This window comes from Mycobacterium sp. ABE4_509, assembly GCF_056160785.1.
In genome coordinates, this window is sequence record NZ_JBSWXU010000022.1 from 13,189 (window position 1) to 27,823 (window position 14,635).

Below are 14,635 nucleotides of genomic sequence, written 5' to 3' on the forward strand. Positions count from 1 at the left end.
CAGCCTGTACGCCACCAAGGCCGAGACCGGCCGTGGCAGATCACCGACGCCCCGGCGCCGTTCATCGAGGGCCAGCTGCGCGGGATCGTCGGGGTGGAACTGGTGATCACCGCGGTGCACGGGAAAGCCAAGATGTCGCAGAACCAGCCCGAGCGAAACCGCGCCGGCGTCGTCAGCGGCCTCGGTTCCTCGGCCGATCCGAACGATCAGGCGGTGGCCGAGCGGGTCGCGGCGCTGGGCAGCGAAACTCGTGCGCCGCGCTCCTTCCGCGGTGGAATCACCGACGGCCCTCGGTACCCGCCACCCTAGGCACAACGAGGTGGGGCGGGGCCGCATGTCCAGACCGTCGAGGGTGGGTCACCGATGAGCTTCGACGTCACGCCGACCGCCGCGCAGCACGATCTGTCCCGGCGTACCCATGAGTTCGCCGAACAGGTGATCCGGCCGGTGGCCGCGGACTACGACGAACGCCAGGAGTTCCCCTGGCCGGTGCTCGAAGAGGCCGCTGCCCAGGGCTTCTACAGTCCGCTGTTCTACCGGGACCTCATCGGCGACCCGACGGGCCTGTCGCTGCCGGTGTTCATGGAGGAGCTGTTCTGGGGTTGCGCGGGCATCGGTCTGGCGGTGGTGATGCCGGCGCTGGCGCTCTCGGCCATCGGGCAGGCCGCCACGCCGGAACAGATGCTGCAGTGGGCTCCCGAGTGTTTCGGCACCCCCGGTGATCTGAAGTTGGCCGCGCTGGCCATCTCTGAGCCCGAAGGCGGCAGCGACGTCCGCAACCTGCGCACCCGGGCGCGCCGCGACGGCTCCGGGTCCGACGCCGACTGGATCATCGACGGGCACAAGATGTGGATCGGCAACGGCGGCATCGCCGATGTCCATGTCGTCAACGCCGTCGTCGACGAAGAGCTCGGCCACCGGGGCCAGGCGTTGTTCATCGTCCCCGGCGGCACACCGGGGCTGGAGATGGTGCGCAAGCTCGACAAACTGGGCTGCCGGGCATCGCACACCGCCGAACTTGAGTTCAACGGGGTGCGGGTGCCCGCCGATCACCTGCTCGGCGGGCCGGACAAGCTCGAGCGCCGACTGGCCCGGGTCCGGGAGAGCGGCGGTGCCCGGTCCGGCTCGGCCACCCTGGGCACCTTCGAACAGACCCGGCCGATGGTCGCCGCCCAGGCGCTCGGAATCGCCAGGGCGGCTTTGGAGTACGTCACCGAGTACGCCAACCGCCGGGAAGCCTTCGGCGCACCCATCATCGACAACCAGGGGATCGCATTCCCGCTGGCCGACCTGGCCACCGGCCTGGACGCCGCGCGACTGCTCACCTGGCGGGCCTCGTGGATGGCCGCGACCGGGGTGCCCTTCGAGCGCGGCGAGGGCTCGATGTCCAAACTCGCCGCCAGTGAGCTGGCAGTGCGGGCCACCGAACGCGCCATCCAGACCATGGGTGGCTGGGGCTACATCAAGGATCATCCGGTCAAGAAGTGGTACCGGGATGCCAAGCTTTACACCATCTTCGAGGGCACCAGCGAGATCCAGCGGATCGTCGTGGCCAACGCGCTGGGCGCCGCGGACGGCAAACCGCCGCTGCACGTCGACCTGGAACCCACCGGCGGGCCGCTGAACCGCGTTTTCGGCCGCGGAACCCCGGTGCGCACCCAGATGGCCGAAACCGCCCTGGGGATGAAGGACCGGATCCCGGCACCGGTCATGCAGCTGGCCATGAAAGTGCTGCGCCCACCGGGTAGGTGACCGGGCCCGGCGCCGCGCACCCGTTCAGACGGGGTTTCGCAGGTCAGCGATCCGGTGCTCAGGCTAATCTGCTGCTGTGACCGGCGAATACTCCGTGGAACAGGCCTTGGCCGGTGGCACACCCGAGCGGGTCGGCTGGTTCCGGTTCCATTTCGCCGACGAACGCTGGGAGTGGTCCGACGAGGTGCAGCTGTTGCACGGGTACCAGCCGGGCACCGTCGCCCCCACCACCGAGCTGGTGCTGTCCCACAAGCACCCCGACGACTACCGGCAGGTCGCGGCGACGCTCGAGGAGATGCGCCGCGAGCACCGCCCGTTCTCCACCCGGCACCGCATCATCGACACCCTCGGCGAGGTGCACGAGGTCGTGGTGATCGGTGACCAGCTCAAAGACGACGCCGGACGGCTGATCGGCACCCACGGGTTCTATGTCGACGTCACCCCCAACGAGGCCGTGACCAAGGCCATGGTCAGCGCCGCGCTGACCGAGATCACCGAGAACCGGGCGGCGATCGAGCAGGCCAAGGGCATGCTGATGCTGGTCTACCGGGTCGACGCCGACACCGCGTTCGAGCTGCTGCGGTGGCGCTCGCAGGAGAACAACATCAAGTTGCGGGTGCTCGCCGAACAGCTGCTGTCCGACTTCGGTGCGCTGGACTACGAGGAGACCCTGCCTCCACGGGCGGCGTTCGATCACCTGCTTTTGACAGCACACCAGCGGGTGGCCCGCCGCGGCGATACCGTGGAAATGTGACCGCCCCGAAAACCGCGCTGATCATCGTCGACGTACAGAACGACTTCTGTGAGGGCGGCTCGCTGGCGGTTGCCGGGGGCTCGGCGGTGGCCCGCGGCATCAACGAGCTGCTGGCCGGCCACCCCGGATACGACCACGTGGTGGCCAGCCAGGACTTCCACATCGACCCGGGCGGTCACTTCTCGGAGCACCCCGACTTCGTGAACACCTGGCCGCCACACTGCGTCGCGGCCACCGGCGGGGCCGACTTCCACCCCGAGCTCGACACCGCGGCGATCGAAGCGGTGTTCAAGAAGGGCCACCACACCGCCGCCTACAGCGGGTTCGAGGGAACGACCGACGACGGCACCGGTCTGGCGGACTGGTTGCGGGCGCGCGGCGTGCAGTCGGTGGACGTGGTCGGCATCGCGACCGATCACTGCGTCAGGGCGACGGCGGCCGACGCCGTGGCGGCCGGTTTCACCACCCGGGTGTTCCTCGGCCTGACCGCCGGGGTTTCGCCCCCGACGACCGCCGACGCGGTGAAATCGCTGCAGGCCGCCGGGGTGGAGATCGCCTCCTGACCTTGTGACCCACCCAACGGTTGCGCCACCCATCGCGGTGGGCATCCCATATCGTCGCCACACGCCGGCTCGACCATCTGTCGCTTCGGCACCACCGCGCAAGTCAGGAGAAGTCCCTTGACCGAGATCGCCAGCTCACCGGGCAATGTGATGGCTCTGGAGTTGTGGCCCGGCAAGGCCTATCCCCTCGGCGCCACCTACGACGGCTCCGGCACGAACTTCGCGCTGTTCAGTGAGGCCGCCGAGACGGTCGAACTGTGTCTGTTCGACGCCGAGGGCGTGGAGACCCGGATCACGCTGCCCGAGGTGGACGGCTTCGTCTGGCACGGCTTCATCCCGAACATCGAGCCGGGCCAGCGCTACGGCTACCGCGTGCACGGCCCCTACGACCCCGGTGCCGGGGTGCGCTGCAACCCGAACAAGCTGCTGCTCGATCCCTACGCCAAGGCCATCGACGGCACCTTCGACTGGAATCAGTCGCTGTTCAGCTACAACTTCGGCGATCCGGACAGCCGCAACGACGACGACTCGGCGGCCAGCATGCCCAAGTGTGTGGTGATCAACCCCTACTTCGACTGGGGAGTGGACCGCCCGCCCGGACACGAGTACGCCGATTCGGTCATCTACGAGGCCCACATCAAGGGCCTGACCCAGACCCATCCCGACATTCCCGACCAGATCCGCGGCACCTACGCCGCCGTCGCCCACCCCGCCATCCTCGATCACCTCACCGCGCTGGGGGTGACGGCGATCGAGCTGATGCCGGTGCACCACTTCGCCAACGACTCGACGCTGATCGAGAAGGGCCTGTCCAACTACTGGGGTTACAACACGATCGGGTTCCTGGCGCCCGACTCCAAGTACAGCTCCAACCCCAATCCCGGGGGGCAGGTGCAGGAGTTCAAGGCGATGGTGCGGGCACTGCACGAGGCCGGTATCGAGGTCATCCTCGACGTCGTCTACAACCACACCGCCGAGGGCAACCATCTGGGCCCGACACTGTCGATGCGCGGGATCGACAACGCCGCCTACTACCGCCTGGTCGACGACGACAAGCGGTACTACATGGACTACACCGGTACCGGCAACAGCCTCAACGTCGGCCACCCGCACGCGCTGCAGCTGATCATGGATTCGCTGCGGTACTGGGTGACCGAGATGCACGTGGACGGTTTCCGGTTCGACCTGGCGTCCACGCTGGCCCGCGAGTTCTACGACGTGGACCGGCTGGCGACCTTCTTCGAACTCGTCCAGCAGGATCCGACGGTCAGCCAGGTCAAGCTGATCGCCGAACCCTGGGATGTCGGGCCCGGCGGTTATCAGGTCGGCAACTTCCCGCCGCAGTGGACCGAATGGAACGGCAAGTACCGCGACACCGTCCGAGACTACTGGCGCGGCGAACCGGCGACGCTCGACGAGTTCGCCTTCCGGTTGACCGGATCGGCGGATCTCTACGAGAACACCGCCCGGCGCCCGGTCGCCTCGATCAACTTCATCACCGCCCATGACGGGTTCACGTTGCGGGATCTCGTCTCGTACAACGAGAAACACAACGAGGCCAACGGCGAGGACAACAACGACGGCGAGAGCCACAACAGATCCTGGAACTGCGGCGCCGAGGGCCCCAGCGACGACGCCGAGATCAACGCGCTGCGCAGCCGCCAGCAGCGCAACTTCCTGGCCACGCTGTTGTTGTCCCAGGGTGTGCCGATGATCTCGCACGGCGACGAGCTGGGCCGCACCCAGCAGGGCAACAACAACGTGTACTGCCAGGACAACGAGTTGTCCTGGATCGACTGGTCGGCCGCCGACACCGAGCTGATGGAGTTCGCGCGCTCGGTGTCGCAGCTGCGCACCGCGCATCCGGTGTTCCGCCGGCGGCGCTTCTTCACCGGCCAGCCGATCGCCGCCGGCGGGCTGCCCGACATCCTGTGGCTGAACCCCGACGGCACAACGATGTCCGGTGAGGACTGGGGCAGCGGGTTCGCCAAGTCGATCGCGGTGTATCTCAACGGCGAAGCCATCCCCTACATGGACGTCCGCGGCAACCGGGTCACCGACACGTCGTTCCTGATGTGTTTCAACGCCCACCACGAACCGATCGTGTTCACGTTGCCCAAGAAGAAGTTCGCGCCGGCCTGGCAGGTGGTGGTCGACACCACCGCACCGGCCGGCGAGGAGGCCAGGCAGAAGTCCCCCGCCACGAAGCTGAAAGTCGGTGCCCGCGGCCTGATCATCCTCGAGGCGGTACCGAAGTAACCGCTAGGACACCTCGCACTCAGCTGTGCGTCGGTGAAAGACCTTGCGCGACACTACGCTTAGCCGCCGATTGCACGGTTCAGCACTGTCGCTGTGTTAGCTTGAAAACGCTGTTGCAGCCGTGGCCGCCGAGTCGGCATCGGGTGTTCCCGATCGCCGCCGGCCGGGCGGGCCGGGCGTAAGAGCCGAAGAGCGGCGGTGACTGCCCGGCGGCCACGGTTGCCAGCCCGCGGCGACCGGCATGCAGCCCCGGCGCCGATGCCCGACACTGGATCCATGTTCTCAGTTGCGGATCGGGCTGTCCTCGTCACCGGCGGAACCAAGGGAATCGGACTGGGCATCGCCTCGGTGTTCGCCTCGGCCGACGCGCACGTGGCCGTCGCCGCCCGCTCGGCCGCCGACCTCGACTCCGCGGTGACAGCTCTCGACGAACTGGGAGCCGGGAAGGTCCTCGGAGTGCGGGCCGATGTGTCCGACCCGGATTCCTGTGCGGCCATGGCCGCGTCGGTGGTGGAGGCGTTCGGCGGGCTCGACGTGTTGTGCGCGAACGCCGGAATCTTCCCCGAGGCGCCGCTGCAGACGATGACACCGGCGCAGCTGTCGGCGGTGCTCGACGTCAACGTGAAGGGCAACGTCTACAGCGTCCAGGCCTGTCTGGACGCGCTGATCGCCTCGGGGCGGGGCCGTATCGTGCTCACCTCCTCGATCACGGGCCCGATCACCGGTTTTCCCGGCTGGACCCACTACGGTGCCTCGAAGGCCGCGCAGCTGGGTTTCATGCGGACCGCCGCGATCGAGTTGGCGCCGCACAAGATCACCGTCAACGCGGTGCTGCCGGGCAACATCCTCACCGAGGGCCTGCAGGAGATGGGCGAGGAGTACCTGGCCGGCATGGCCAAGGCCATCCCGGCCGGCACCCTGGGCACCCCCGCCGACATCGGCCATGTCGCGGCGTTCCTGGCCAGCACCGAGGCCGGGTACATCACCGGCCAGTCGATCGCCGTCGACGGCGGCCAGGTGCTGCCCGAATCACCGGACGCGGTCACCCCGTCCTGGTGAGTCAGCCCAGGATGCGGTCGATCGACCGGAGCGGGATCGGCAGCCAGGACGGGCGGAACCGCGCTTCGTAGGCGGCCTCGTACACCGCCTTGTCCAGCTCGTAGGCCGCCAGCACCTGCGCCGAGTCGCGCGGATCGGCACCGGCCACCGAGCCGTACCCCTCGCAGAACGAGGTGCGGTTGCGTTCCACCCATTCCCTCGCCCGTGCCGCGACCTGGCGGTCCCGGTCGTGGTCGGCCGACAGATCCACCAGCCGCTGGTAGGCGGCGTATTCGTAGGAGCGCAACACCCCGGCGACATCACGCAGCGGCGAATCCGGGCGGCGCCGTTCGTCGAGTGGCTGCCCCGGCTCGCCTTCGAAGTCGATGAGCAGCCAGCGCTCCGGTGTGCGCAGCACCTGCCCCAGATGCAGATCGCCGTGCACCCGCTGGACGGTGAGCGGCTCGCCGGCCAGCTTGCGGTAGCGCTCTTCGATCAGCGGCGCGTGGGCGGCCAACTCGGGCACCGTGGCGGCCGCCGACTCCAGCCGCTCGAGCACCGTGTCGACCGGGAATTCGACCGCGGAGGTGCCGAGTTCGCCGGCCAGCGTGGCGTGTACCGAAGCCACCGCCTCACCGAGCCGGAACGATTCGCCGGCGAAATCGCCGCCGACCTCGTCGGCGTAGAGGTCGCCCTCGGCGAACAGGTCGCGGGTGCTGGCGGTGGCCATGTCCCAGCCCTCGGCGCTGTTGGCGGCGAACTCGGTGACCATCCCCAGCGCGCAAGGGTCGGATCCGCCGGGATCCCAAGCGGTTTCGTAGGAACCCAGCAGCCGGGCGATGTGCGGGTTGCCGGCCCGCGCGAGGACCCGGTTCAGTTCGATGTCGGGGTTGATGCCGGGGGTCAGCCGGCGGAACGCCTTCAGCACGGCCCGGTCTTCGAAGATCACGCTGGTGTTGCTCTGCTCGGCGGCGGACACCCGCGGCGCGGCGTTGCGCGGCAGGTCGGCGTCGGGTTCGCGGACGAAGCGCAGATCACCGATGGTGGCCGAGGAGTCGATCAGGGACAGCAGCTGGTGGGCCGTCTCGGGGTCGTACAGCGCGTCGTAGGCGGTGCGCTCCCCGTCCGGGCCCTCCTGGGTGCCGATCGTGGCGATGTCGCTGTACTCGTCGATGGGCGCCGACCCCCACCGGACCAGCACCTGGTAGCGCTCGGGGGAGCCGTCGGCGTAGGCCACATCCAGCAGCACCAACTCGACCCCGTCGGACAGGGCGGTGACCGCCGAGGGTTGCGCCGACACCAGCTCGCGGCTGCGGCCGGCATACCAGCGCCGGTGCACGATCCAGTCGGCGAACGGCAGGCTTGCCACGGTCATGACTGCTCACCCGCCTCGGTGGGGTCCGGTCGGAGCGAGAACCAGTAGAACCCGTGGCCCGGCAGCGTGAGCAGGTAGGGCAGGTGCCCGATGCGGGGGAACTCCACGTGTCCGGTCATCTCCACCGGGGTGTGGCCGGCCCAGGCCTGCAGGTTCAGTTCGATCGGCTGCGGGAACCGGGACAGGTTGTTCACACACAGCACGACGTCGCTGTACCCGTCGGGCCGGTCGGTGTCCGCGAGTTCGCGCACGTAGGTCAGCACCGACGGATTGCTGCCGCCCAGTTCCCGGAAGCTGCCGACGGCGAACGCGTCGTGGCGCCGGCGCACCGACAGCATGGTGCGTGTCCAGTTCAGCAGCGACGTCGAGGTGTCTCGCTGGGCCTCGATGTTGACGGACTGATAGCCGTAGATCGCGTCCTGGTTGGGCGGCAGGTAGAGCCGGCCCGGCGTGGCGGTGGAGAACCCGGCGTTGCGATCCGGGGTCCACTGCATCGGGGTGCGCACCGCGTCGCGGTCGCCGAGCCAGATGATGTCCCCCATACCGATCTCGTCACCGTAGTACAGCACCGGCGATCCCGGCAGCGACAACAGCAGCGCGGTGAACAACTCCATCTGGTTGCGGTCGTTGTCGAGCAGCGGCGCCAGCCGCCGGCGGATCCCGACGTTGGCCTTCATCCGCGGATCCTTGGCGTACTCGGCGTACATGTAGTCGCGCTCTTCGTCGGTGACCATCTCCAACGTGAGCTCATCGTGGTTGCGCAGGAAGATGCCCCACTGCGCCATCTCCGGGATGTCGGGTGTCTGGGCCAGGATCTCCGAGATCGGGAACCGGGACTCGCGGCGCACCGCCATGAAGATGCGCGGCATCAGCGGGAAATGGAACGCCATGTGGCATTCGTCGCCGCCGGTCTCGGGGTCGCCGAAGTACTCCACGACGTCGGCCGGCCACTGGTTGGCTTCGGCGAGCAGCACCCGGCCGGGGAACTCGTCGTCGATGACCTTGCGGCAGTGTTTGAGGAAGGCGTGCGTCTCGGGCAGGTTCTCGCAGTTGGTGCCCTCACGTTCGAACAGGTAGGGCACCGCGTCGAGGCGGAAGCCGTCGATACCGAGGTCCAGCCAGAACCTCAGCACGTCGATCATCGCTTCCTGCACCGCGGGGTTGTCGTAGTTCAGATCGGGCTGATGCGAGAAGAACCGGTGCCAGTAGAACTGCCGGCGCACCGGGTCGAAGGTCCAGTTGGACTCCTCGGTGTCGACGAAGATGATCCGGGCGTCGCTGTAGGGCTCGCTGGTGTCGCTCCAGACGAAGAAGTCGCCGTACGGCCCGTCCGGGTCGCGGCGCGACTCCTGGAACCACGGGTGCTGATCGGAGGTGTGGTTCATCACCAGGTCGGTAATGACCCGGATGCCGCGGCGATGTGCCGCGTCCAACAGTTCGACGAAATCCTCCACGGTGCCGAACTCGGGCAGCACCTTGTAGAAGTCGCGGATGTCGTAGCCGCCGTCGCGCAGCGGGGAATCGTAGAACGGCGGCAGCCACAGGCAGTCGACGCCCAACCACTTCATGTAGTCCATGCGTTCGGTCAACCCGCGAAGGTCACCGATTCCGTCTGAGTTGGAGTCGTAGAACGCCCGGACCAGTACTTCGTAGAAGACCGCCTTCTTGAACCAGACACGATCCTCGGGAAGCGCGCGTGCGTGGCCGAAATCCTCAGCTGTCGGATGTTCCACCACCCCGTCTTCGACGTGGCTGCCCTCCGCCGGGCCTGATGAGCGGGTGCGAGTGCTGTCGTCCATAGGTGTCTTCAAACCTACCCAGGTCTGTCGGAAATGAATCCCCGAGCGGAGCGAGAAATCGGATCCAGTGCGGAGCGAGAATCGGAGCCCCGAGCGGAGCGAGAATCGAAACCCGAGCGGGGCGGCCCGCGACACTGCGGGACTCGGGAGGGGAGTCGGGAGGGACCACTCGACGGTAGCCGATCACACCGCCGCCGGCCGCGCGCTATCGTGCGCACCGTGACCTCCGCCCCGCGTGATCACGGTGACCCGGGTGATGCCCCCACCGTGCCGCCACCCCTGACCGAGCCCGTCAACACCGCCCGGCCCAGCGCCGCCGAGGAGGCGCGCACCATCGCGGCGTCGACCAACACCGGCACGCTGGCCTCGCTGACCGCCGACGGGGACCCCTGGGCGTCGTTCGTGACCTATGGGCTGCTCGACGGCGCACCGGTGTTGTGTGTGTCCAACCTCGCCGAGCACGGCCGCAACCTCGCCGGTGACCCCCGCGCGAGCATCGCGATCGTCGCCCCGGGCACCGGGTCCGATCCGCTGGCCAGTGGCCGGGTGACGCTTGCCGGGCACGTCGAGCGGCCGGACGGGCCCGAACGCGGCGCCGCCCGGGAGGCGCACCTGGGCGCCGTCGCGGCGGCGAAGTACTACATCGACTACACCGACTTCAGCCTGTGGGTGTTGCGGGTGGACCGGGTCCGCTGGGTGGGCGGGTACGGGCGGATGGACTCGACCACCGGGCGGGACTACGCCGCCGCGGCGCCGGACCCGGTGACACCCCACTCGGCGGGCGCGGTGGCCCACCTCAACGCCGACCACGCCGGGAGCCTGGTGGCGATGGCGCAGGCGCTGGGCGGATACCCCGACACCCTCGCGGCGACCTGTACCGGCGCCGACCGGTATGGCCTGGATCTGCGGCTGGACACCCCGCGGGGCCTGGCCTACACGCGGATCGGGTACCCGACAGCGATCAATGCGATCGACGAATTACGTTCGGCCACCGTTGAGTTGGCGCAACGGGCGCGTCGCGGCTGAACTAGGATCTCTCGACATGGCCGAGCACACCGCACCGTCCGGACGCCCACCGACCTGGCAGGCGGCATTCGACCTGATCCGGACCCGCGGCCACGAATACCGCGCCGAACCGTTCCGACTGGCCAGCGGCCAGCTCAGCCACGACTACATCGACGGTAAGTACGCCGTCGACACCGGCGAGCGGCTCAGCGTCGTCAGCCGCGCGGTCGCCGATCTGGCGGAGGCCAACGGCATCTCCTACGACGCGGTCGGGGGGCTGACGATGGGCGCCGACCCGCTGGCGCACGGTGTGGCGATGGTGACCGGCAAGGCGTGGTTCTCGGTGCGCAAGGAGCAGAAGACCCGCGGCCGCGAGCAGTGGGTCGAAGGAACCCGGCTGCAGCCGGGGACCCGGGTGCTGCTGGTCGACGACGTGATCAGCACCGGCGGGTCGACCGAGCTCGCACTGGAGCGCATCGCCCCACTCGAGGTCGTCGTGACGGGGGTGATCCCGATGGTCGACCGCGGCGACATCGCGGCGGCGCGGTTCGCCAAGCGAAACGTGCCCTTCCATGCGCTCGTGACCTACCGCGACCTCGGGATCGAGCCTGTCAAGGACGTGTGACCAGCACATGCCGGACTTCGATGCCGTCGAGATGTTCTCGTCGTCGCCGGTCGCGGTGTTGGGAACCGCCGGGGCCGACGGGGCGCCGCACCTGGTGCCGGTGGTCTTCGCGCTGCCCGCAGACCGCACCGACGTGCTCTACACGGCCGTCGACGCGAAGCCGAAGTCGACCCATCGGCTCCGCCGGCTGGCCAACATCGAGGCCAACCCGGCGGTGAGCCTGCTGGTGGAGCACTACGACGACGACTGGACCCGACTGTGGTGGGTGCGTGCCGACGGGACGGCGTCGATCCATCTGCGCGGCGAAGCGCTCGCCACCGGCCGCGCACTGCTGCGGCGGAAATACCCCCAGTACGGCCGGGTCCGACTCGACGGTCCGGTGGTGGAGGTGTCGCTGCGCCGCTGGTCGTCCTGGCATGGGGCCGGCAAGACTAGGTGACGGATTTGGTGAGGCCGGCCTCGAGTTCCTCCTCGTAGGCCCCCTCGTCGCGGCCCAGCGCGATGGTGCCGGCCAGCATCGCCGCGGTGGCCACCGCGATCGCGACGGCGTCCCAACCGCTGACGTCGAGATGCTCGCCGAGCACCACGGCGCCGAGCAGAACCGCCACCATCGGCTCGAGCACCAGCATCGTCGGCACCGATGTCTGCAGGGAACCGGCGTGGAATGCCGACTGCTGCAGCAGGGTGGACACCACCCCCAGCAGTGCCAGCAGATAGAGCACCGGCGTCGTCAGGACCGCCAGCACCCCCTGGTGGGTCAGCACATGCATGACGAGCTTGGTCAGCACGGCGACGACACCGAACAGCACCCCGACCGCGACGGCCAACAGCACCGCCCGTCGCCACCCGACGCTGCGGACAGCGACGATCACGCACGCCGACACCGCCACGGTGCACACCACGGCCACCACCGCGGAGGTGGACAGCGACGCGGCGTAGTCACCCGGGCTGGCCTTGGCCAGCACCACGAAGACGGCCAGCGCGGTGGTCAGCAGCACCGCCCAACCCCACTCGGCGCGGGTCACCCGGCGATGCGCCAGCCGCGCGCTCAGCGGCAGCGCGAACAGCAGCGCCGACACCAGGATCGGCTGCACCAACAGCAGCGAACCGGTGGCCAGCGCCAGCGCCTGGAACACGTAGCCGGCGACGGCGGCCGCGGTGCCCGCCCACCACAACGGGCGCCGGATCAGGGTCTGGAACATCACCGGGCTGACCCCGTGCTCGGCGGGCACGTCGATGGTGGCGCGTTGACGCACCACGATGCCGACCGCGAGGAACACCGCGGCCAGGAGCGCCAGAAGCACGGTCAGACCTTGCCCGATCACCCGACAAGGACAGCACACTCCGCCCGGCGCCGCCCAGTCCGGTCGCGTGTCGGAATTGCGACGATTCGGGTTTCGCCTGGACGGGGACCGGGCACTAGAGGCGGCATGAACGTGCGACGGTTGTTGATGGTGGTTTCGGTTGCGGTGCTGGCGGTCGGCGTCATCGCGTTACTCGTACCGGTGTCGGTCACCGGTCCCGAATCGAGCATCGGCTGCGGCAACGCCATCGCCGCCGACCTGTCGCAGGCCCGCGATGTCGACGACAGCAACCCGGCCAACCTGCCGGTGATCAATGAGCTCGTCCCGCACACCGACTACGTGGCCGAGTGCGAGTCGGCATTGTCGTCGCGGCGGATGTGGGCGATCCCGGTGGCTGTCGTGGGCCTGGTGCTGCTCGCCGGCTCGTTCCTGGTGGGCGGCCGGGTCTCGTCGTCGCGCTAGCCGGCTGGGCGGGACGACTAGCCGGCCTCCCGGCCGCCGTCGACCACCCGCAGGGTCACCGGCTCCGGCTCGGGGGCGATCCTGTCGGTGACCGAGGCGACCACCGAATCCACCCGGTCCACGGCCCGGTCACACATCCCGTGCACCCGGTGACCAGCGGTGTCGACATCGTCAGCCGCACTGCGCAGGTGTGCCCGCAGGTCTGTTCGCAGACGTTCTCCGGCCCGCCGCACCCGGCGACGGAGCCGATCGTCGATCTCGACGGTGACGTAGGGCAAAACCCGCAGCTTCATCTGGCCGTCTCCCCTTCGTGGACTGCTGGGCCCAGCCTAGCCCCGACCTATCCCACCCGGGCCAGCGATCGGCCGGCGGTCTCCCGCAGCGTCAGCACCGTCGCCAGCGACATCACCGCCGCGATCACCAGGTAGTAGGCGGGTGCGATGGAGTTGCCGGTGGTCGCGGTCAGCCAGGTGACGATGTAGGGCGTGGTGCCGCCGAACACCGCGACGCAGACGTTGTAGCCGATCGAGAAGCCGCTGAAGCGCACCCGGGTGGCGAACAGTTCGACAGCCGCCGACACCGCGGTGGAGACATATATCGACTCGATCGCCGCCAGCGCGCAGTGCGCGGCGATGGCCGCGACCAGCGATCCCGTGTTCAGCAGCAGGAACAGCGGGTAGCCGAGCACCGCGAAGGCCACCGCACCGGCGATCAGCAGCGGCCGGCGGCCGACCCGGTCCGAGAGCACGGCCAACGGCAGGATCAGCACCAGCGCGACCACACACGCCAACGTGATCGACAGGAACGCATCGGTGGCCGAGAAGTTCAGCGTCTTGATGAAGTACGACGGCATGAACGCGAACACCACGTAGTAGCCGATGTTGAACACGATCATCACGCCGATCACCTGCAGGATCTTGCGCCAGGACGTCGAGACCGCCTCCCGCAGAGGCGATTCGGACGTCTCCTTGGCCTCGGAGAGTTCGGCGAACTGCGGAGTGTCCGACAGCCGCAGCCGGATGTAGAGCCCGACCAGGCCCAGCGGACCCGCGATCAGGAACGGGATGCGCCAGCCGTAGCTCTCCATCGCCTCCGCAGGCAGCATCGCCTGCAGCAGGGTGACGGTGATCGACCCGAGCAGAAACCCGAGCACCCCCGACCACACCATGAAGGTGACGGTGACGCCGCGCCGGGCGTCGGTGGCGAACTCGGCGAGGTAGACCGCCCCGCCGCCGTACTCACCGCCGGCCGAGAAACCCTGCAGGCAACGGAGTACCAGCAGCAGCAGCGGCGCCAGCACCCCGATGGTCTGGTAGGTGGGCAGCAGCCCGATGCCCAGCGTCGCCGCCGACATCAGCAGGATCACCAGCGCCAGCACCCGCTGCCGTCCGATCCGGTCACCCAGCGGCCCGAACACGAAGCCACCGAGCGGCCGCATGAAGAACGCGGCGGCGAAGATGGCGAACGTGTTGAGCAGCGCGGCGGTCTCATTGCCCGCCGGGAAGAACTGGCCCGCGATGAACGTCGCCAGGAAACCGTAGATCGCGAAGTCGAACCATTCGACGGCATTGCCGATCGACGCTCCGGTCACCGCCCTGCGGATGTCGGACTGCATGAAATCTCCCGAGATTAAGCGTCGCGCTGAACATTTCGCTTAGCCGGCGCCCTGTCCGTCGCCCCGAGGGCAACATATCGTGTC

14 protein-coding genes and 1 pseudogene are annotated in these 14,635 nt (G+C 68.7%); 10 read left to right on the forward strand and 5 right to left on the reverse strand.

Annotated features, from left to right (window positions below):
• Positions 1-9: 9 nt before the first annotated feature.
• The 6 genes and pseudogenes from ACXAID_RS07395 to fabG form a co-directional block, all read left to right on the forward strand.
• A pseudogene (locus ACXAID_RS07395) lies at positions 10-309 on the forward strand (FMN-binding negative transcriptional regulator); the annotation flags it as partial.
• A 54-nt stretch (positions 310-363) separates the two neighbouring features.
• On the forward strand, positions 364-1,752 hold the full coding sequence (locus ACXAID_RS07400) for an acyl-CoA dehydrogenase family protein (RefSeq protein WP_475021549.1): 1,389 nt from the start codon (positions 364-366) through the stop codon (positions 1,750-1,752).
• Positions 1,753-1,828: 76 nt separating this feature from the next.
• The gene (locus ACXAID_RS07405) at positions 1,829-2,506 is read left to right on the forward strand and encodes a PAS and ANTAR domain-containing protein (protein ID WP_475021550.1); all 678 of its coding nucleotides are present in this window, start codon (positions 1,829-1,831) and stop codon (positions 2,504-2,506) included.
• Positions 2,503-3,069, forward strand: a complete 567-nt coding sequence (locus ACXAID_RS07410; RefSeq protein ID WP_475021551.1) for an isochorismatase family protein — start codon at positions 2,503-2,505, stop codon at positions 3,067-3,069. Before ACXAID_RS07405 ends, ACXAID_RS07410 begins: the two co-directional genes overlap by 4 nt.
• A gap of 150 nt (positions 3,070-3,219) precedes the next feature.
• A complete protein-coding gene (glgX, locus tag ACXAID_RS07415) occupies positions 3,220-5,328 on the forward strand; it encodes a glycogen debranching protein GlgX (RefSeq protein WP_475021582.1) in 2,109 nt (702 codons plus the stop codon).
• 276 nt (positions 5,329-5,604) lie between these two features.
• Entirely contained in the window at positions 5,605-6,387 is a 783-nt protein-coding gene (fabG, locus tag ACXAID_RS07420; protein ID WP_475021552.1) for a 3-oxoacyl-ACP reductase FabG, read from the forward strand.
• A 1-nt stretch (position 6,388) separates the two neighbouring features.
• Here fabG and ACXAID_RS07425 read toward each other — a convergent pair whose 3' ends face one another.
• Positions 6,389-7,741 carry a maltokinase N-terminal cap-like domain-containing protein gene (locus ACXAID_RS07425; protein ID WP_475021553.1) on the reverse strand — a complete coding sequence of 451 codons (1,353 nt, stop codon included), beginning with the start codon at positions 7,739-7,741 and terminating at the stop codon, positions 6,389-6,391.
• On the reverse strand, positions 7,738-9,540 hold the full coding sequence (gene treS / locus ACXAID_RS07430; RefSeq protein ID WP_475021554.1) for a maltose alpha-D-glucosyltransferase: 1,803 nt from the start codon (positions 9,538-9,540) through the stop codon (positions 7,738-7,740). Before treS ends, ACXAID_RS07425 begins: the two co-directional genes overlap by 4 nt.
• A 219-nt stretch (positions 9,541-9,759) precedes the next feature.
• Between treS and ACXAID_RS07435 the strand changes: the two genes are divergently transcribed.
• From ACXAID_RS07435 to ACXAID_RS07445, 3 genes are read left to right on the forward strand one after another with little or no spacing between them, the layout of a single operon-like run.
• Positions 9,760-10,566 carry a HugZ family pyridoxamine 5'-phosphate oxidase gene (locus ACXAID_RS07435; protein ID WP_475021555.1) on the forward strand — a complete coding sequence of 269 codons (807 nt, stop codon included), beginning with the start codon at positions 9,760-9,762 and terminating at the stop codon, positions 10,564-10,566.
• A 16-nt stretch (positions 10,567-10,582) separates the two neighbouring features.
• On the forward strand, positions 10,583-11,170 hold the full coding sequence (locus tag ACXAID_RS07440) for an orotate phosphoribosyltransferase (RefSeq protein WP_475021556.1): 588 nt from the start codon (positions 10,583-10,585) through the stop codon (positions 11,168-11,170).
• Between the two features lie 7 nt (positions 11,171-11,177).
• Positions 11,178-11,609, forward strand: a complete 432-nt coding sequence (locus tag ACXAID_RS07445) for a TIGR03668 family PPOX class F420-dependent oxidoreductase (RefSeq protein ID WP_475021557.1) — start codon at positions 11,178-11,180, stop codon at positions 11,607-11,609.
• On the opposite strand, the gene ACXAID_RS07450 is transcribed toward ACXAID_RS07445, so the two are convergent.
• Positions 11,602-12,495: a DMT family transporter gene (locus ACXAID_RS07450; RefSeq protein ID WP_475021558.1), complete on the reverse strand. Its 894-nt coding sequence runs from the start codon at positions 12,493-12,495 to the stop codon at positions 11,602-11,604. The genes ACXAID_RS07445 and ACXAID_RS07450 overlap by 8 nt on opposite strands.
• 105 nt (positions 12,496-12,600) lie before the next feature.
• Here ACXAID_RS07450 and ACXAID_RS07455 point away from each other — a divergent pair, with 105 nt between their 5' ends.
• Positions 12,601-12,936 (forward strand): aminopeptidase, encoded by a 336-nt coding sequence (locus tag ACXAID_RS07455; protein ID WP_475021559.1) that lies wholly within the window; start codon positions 12,601-12,603, stop codon positions 12,934-12,936.
• A gap of 17 nt (positions 12,937-12,953) precedes the next feature.
• Here the strand turns inward: ACXAID_RS07455 and ACXAID_RS07460 are convergent, their stop codons facing one another.
• Complete coding sequence (locus tag ACXAID_RS07460) at positions 12,954-13,229, reverse strand: hypothetical protein (protein WP_475021560.1); 276 nt, start codon at positions 13,227-13,229, stop codon at positions 12,954-12,956.
• A 47-nt stretch (positions 13,230-13,276) separates the two neighbouring features.
• Complete coding sequence (locus ACXAID_RS07465; protein ID WP_475021561.1) at positions 13,277-14,551, reverse strand: MFS transporter; 1,275 nt, start codon at positions 14,549-14,551, stop codon at positions 13,277-13,279.
• Positions 14,552-14,635 lie beyond the last annotated feature (84 nt).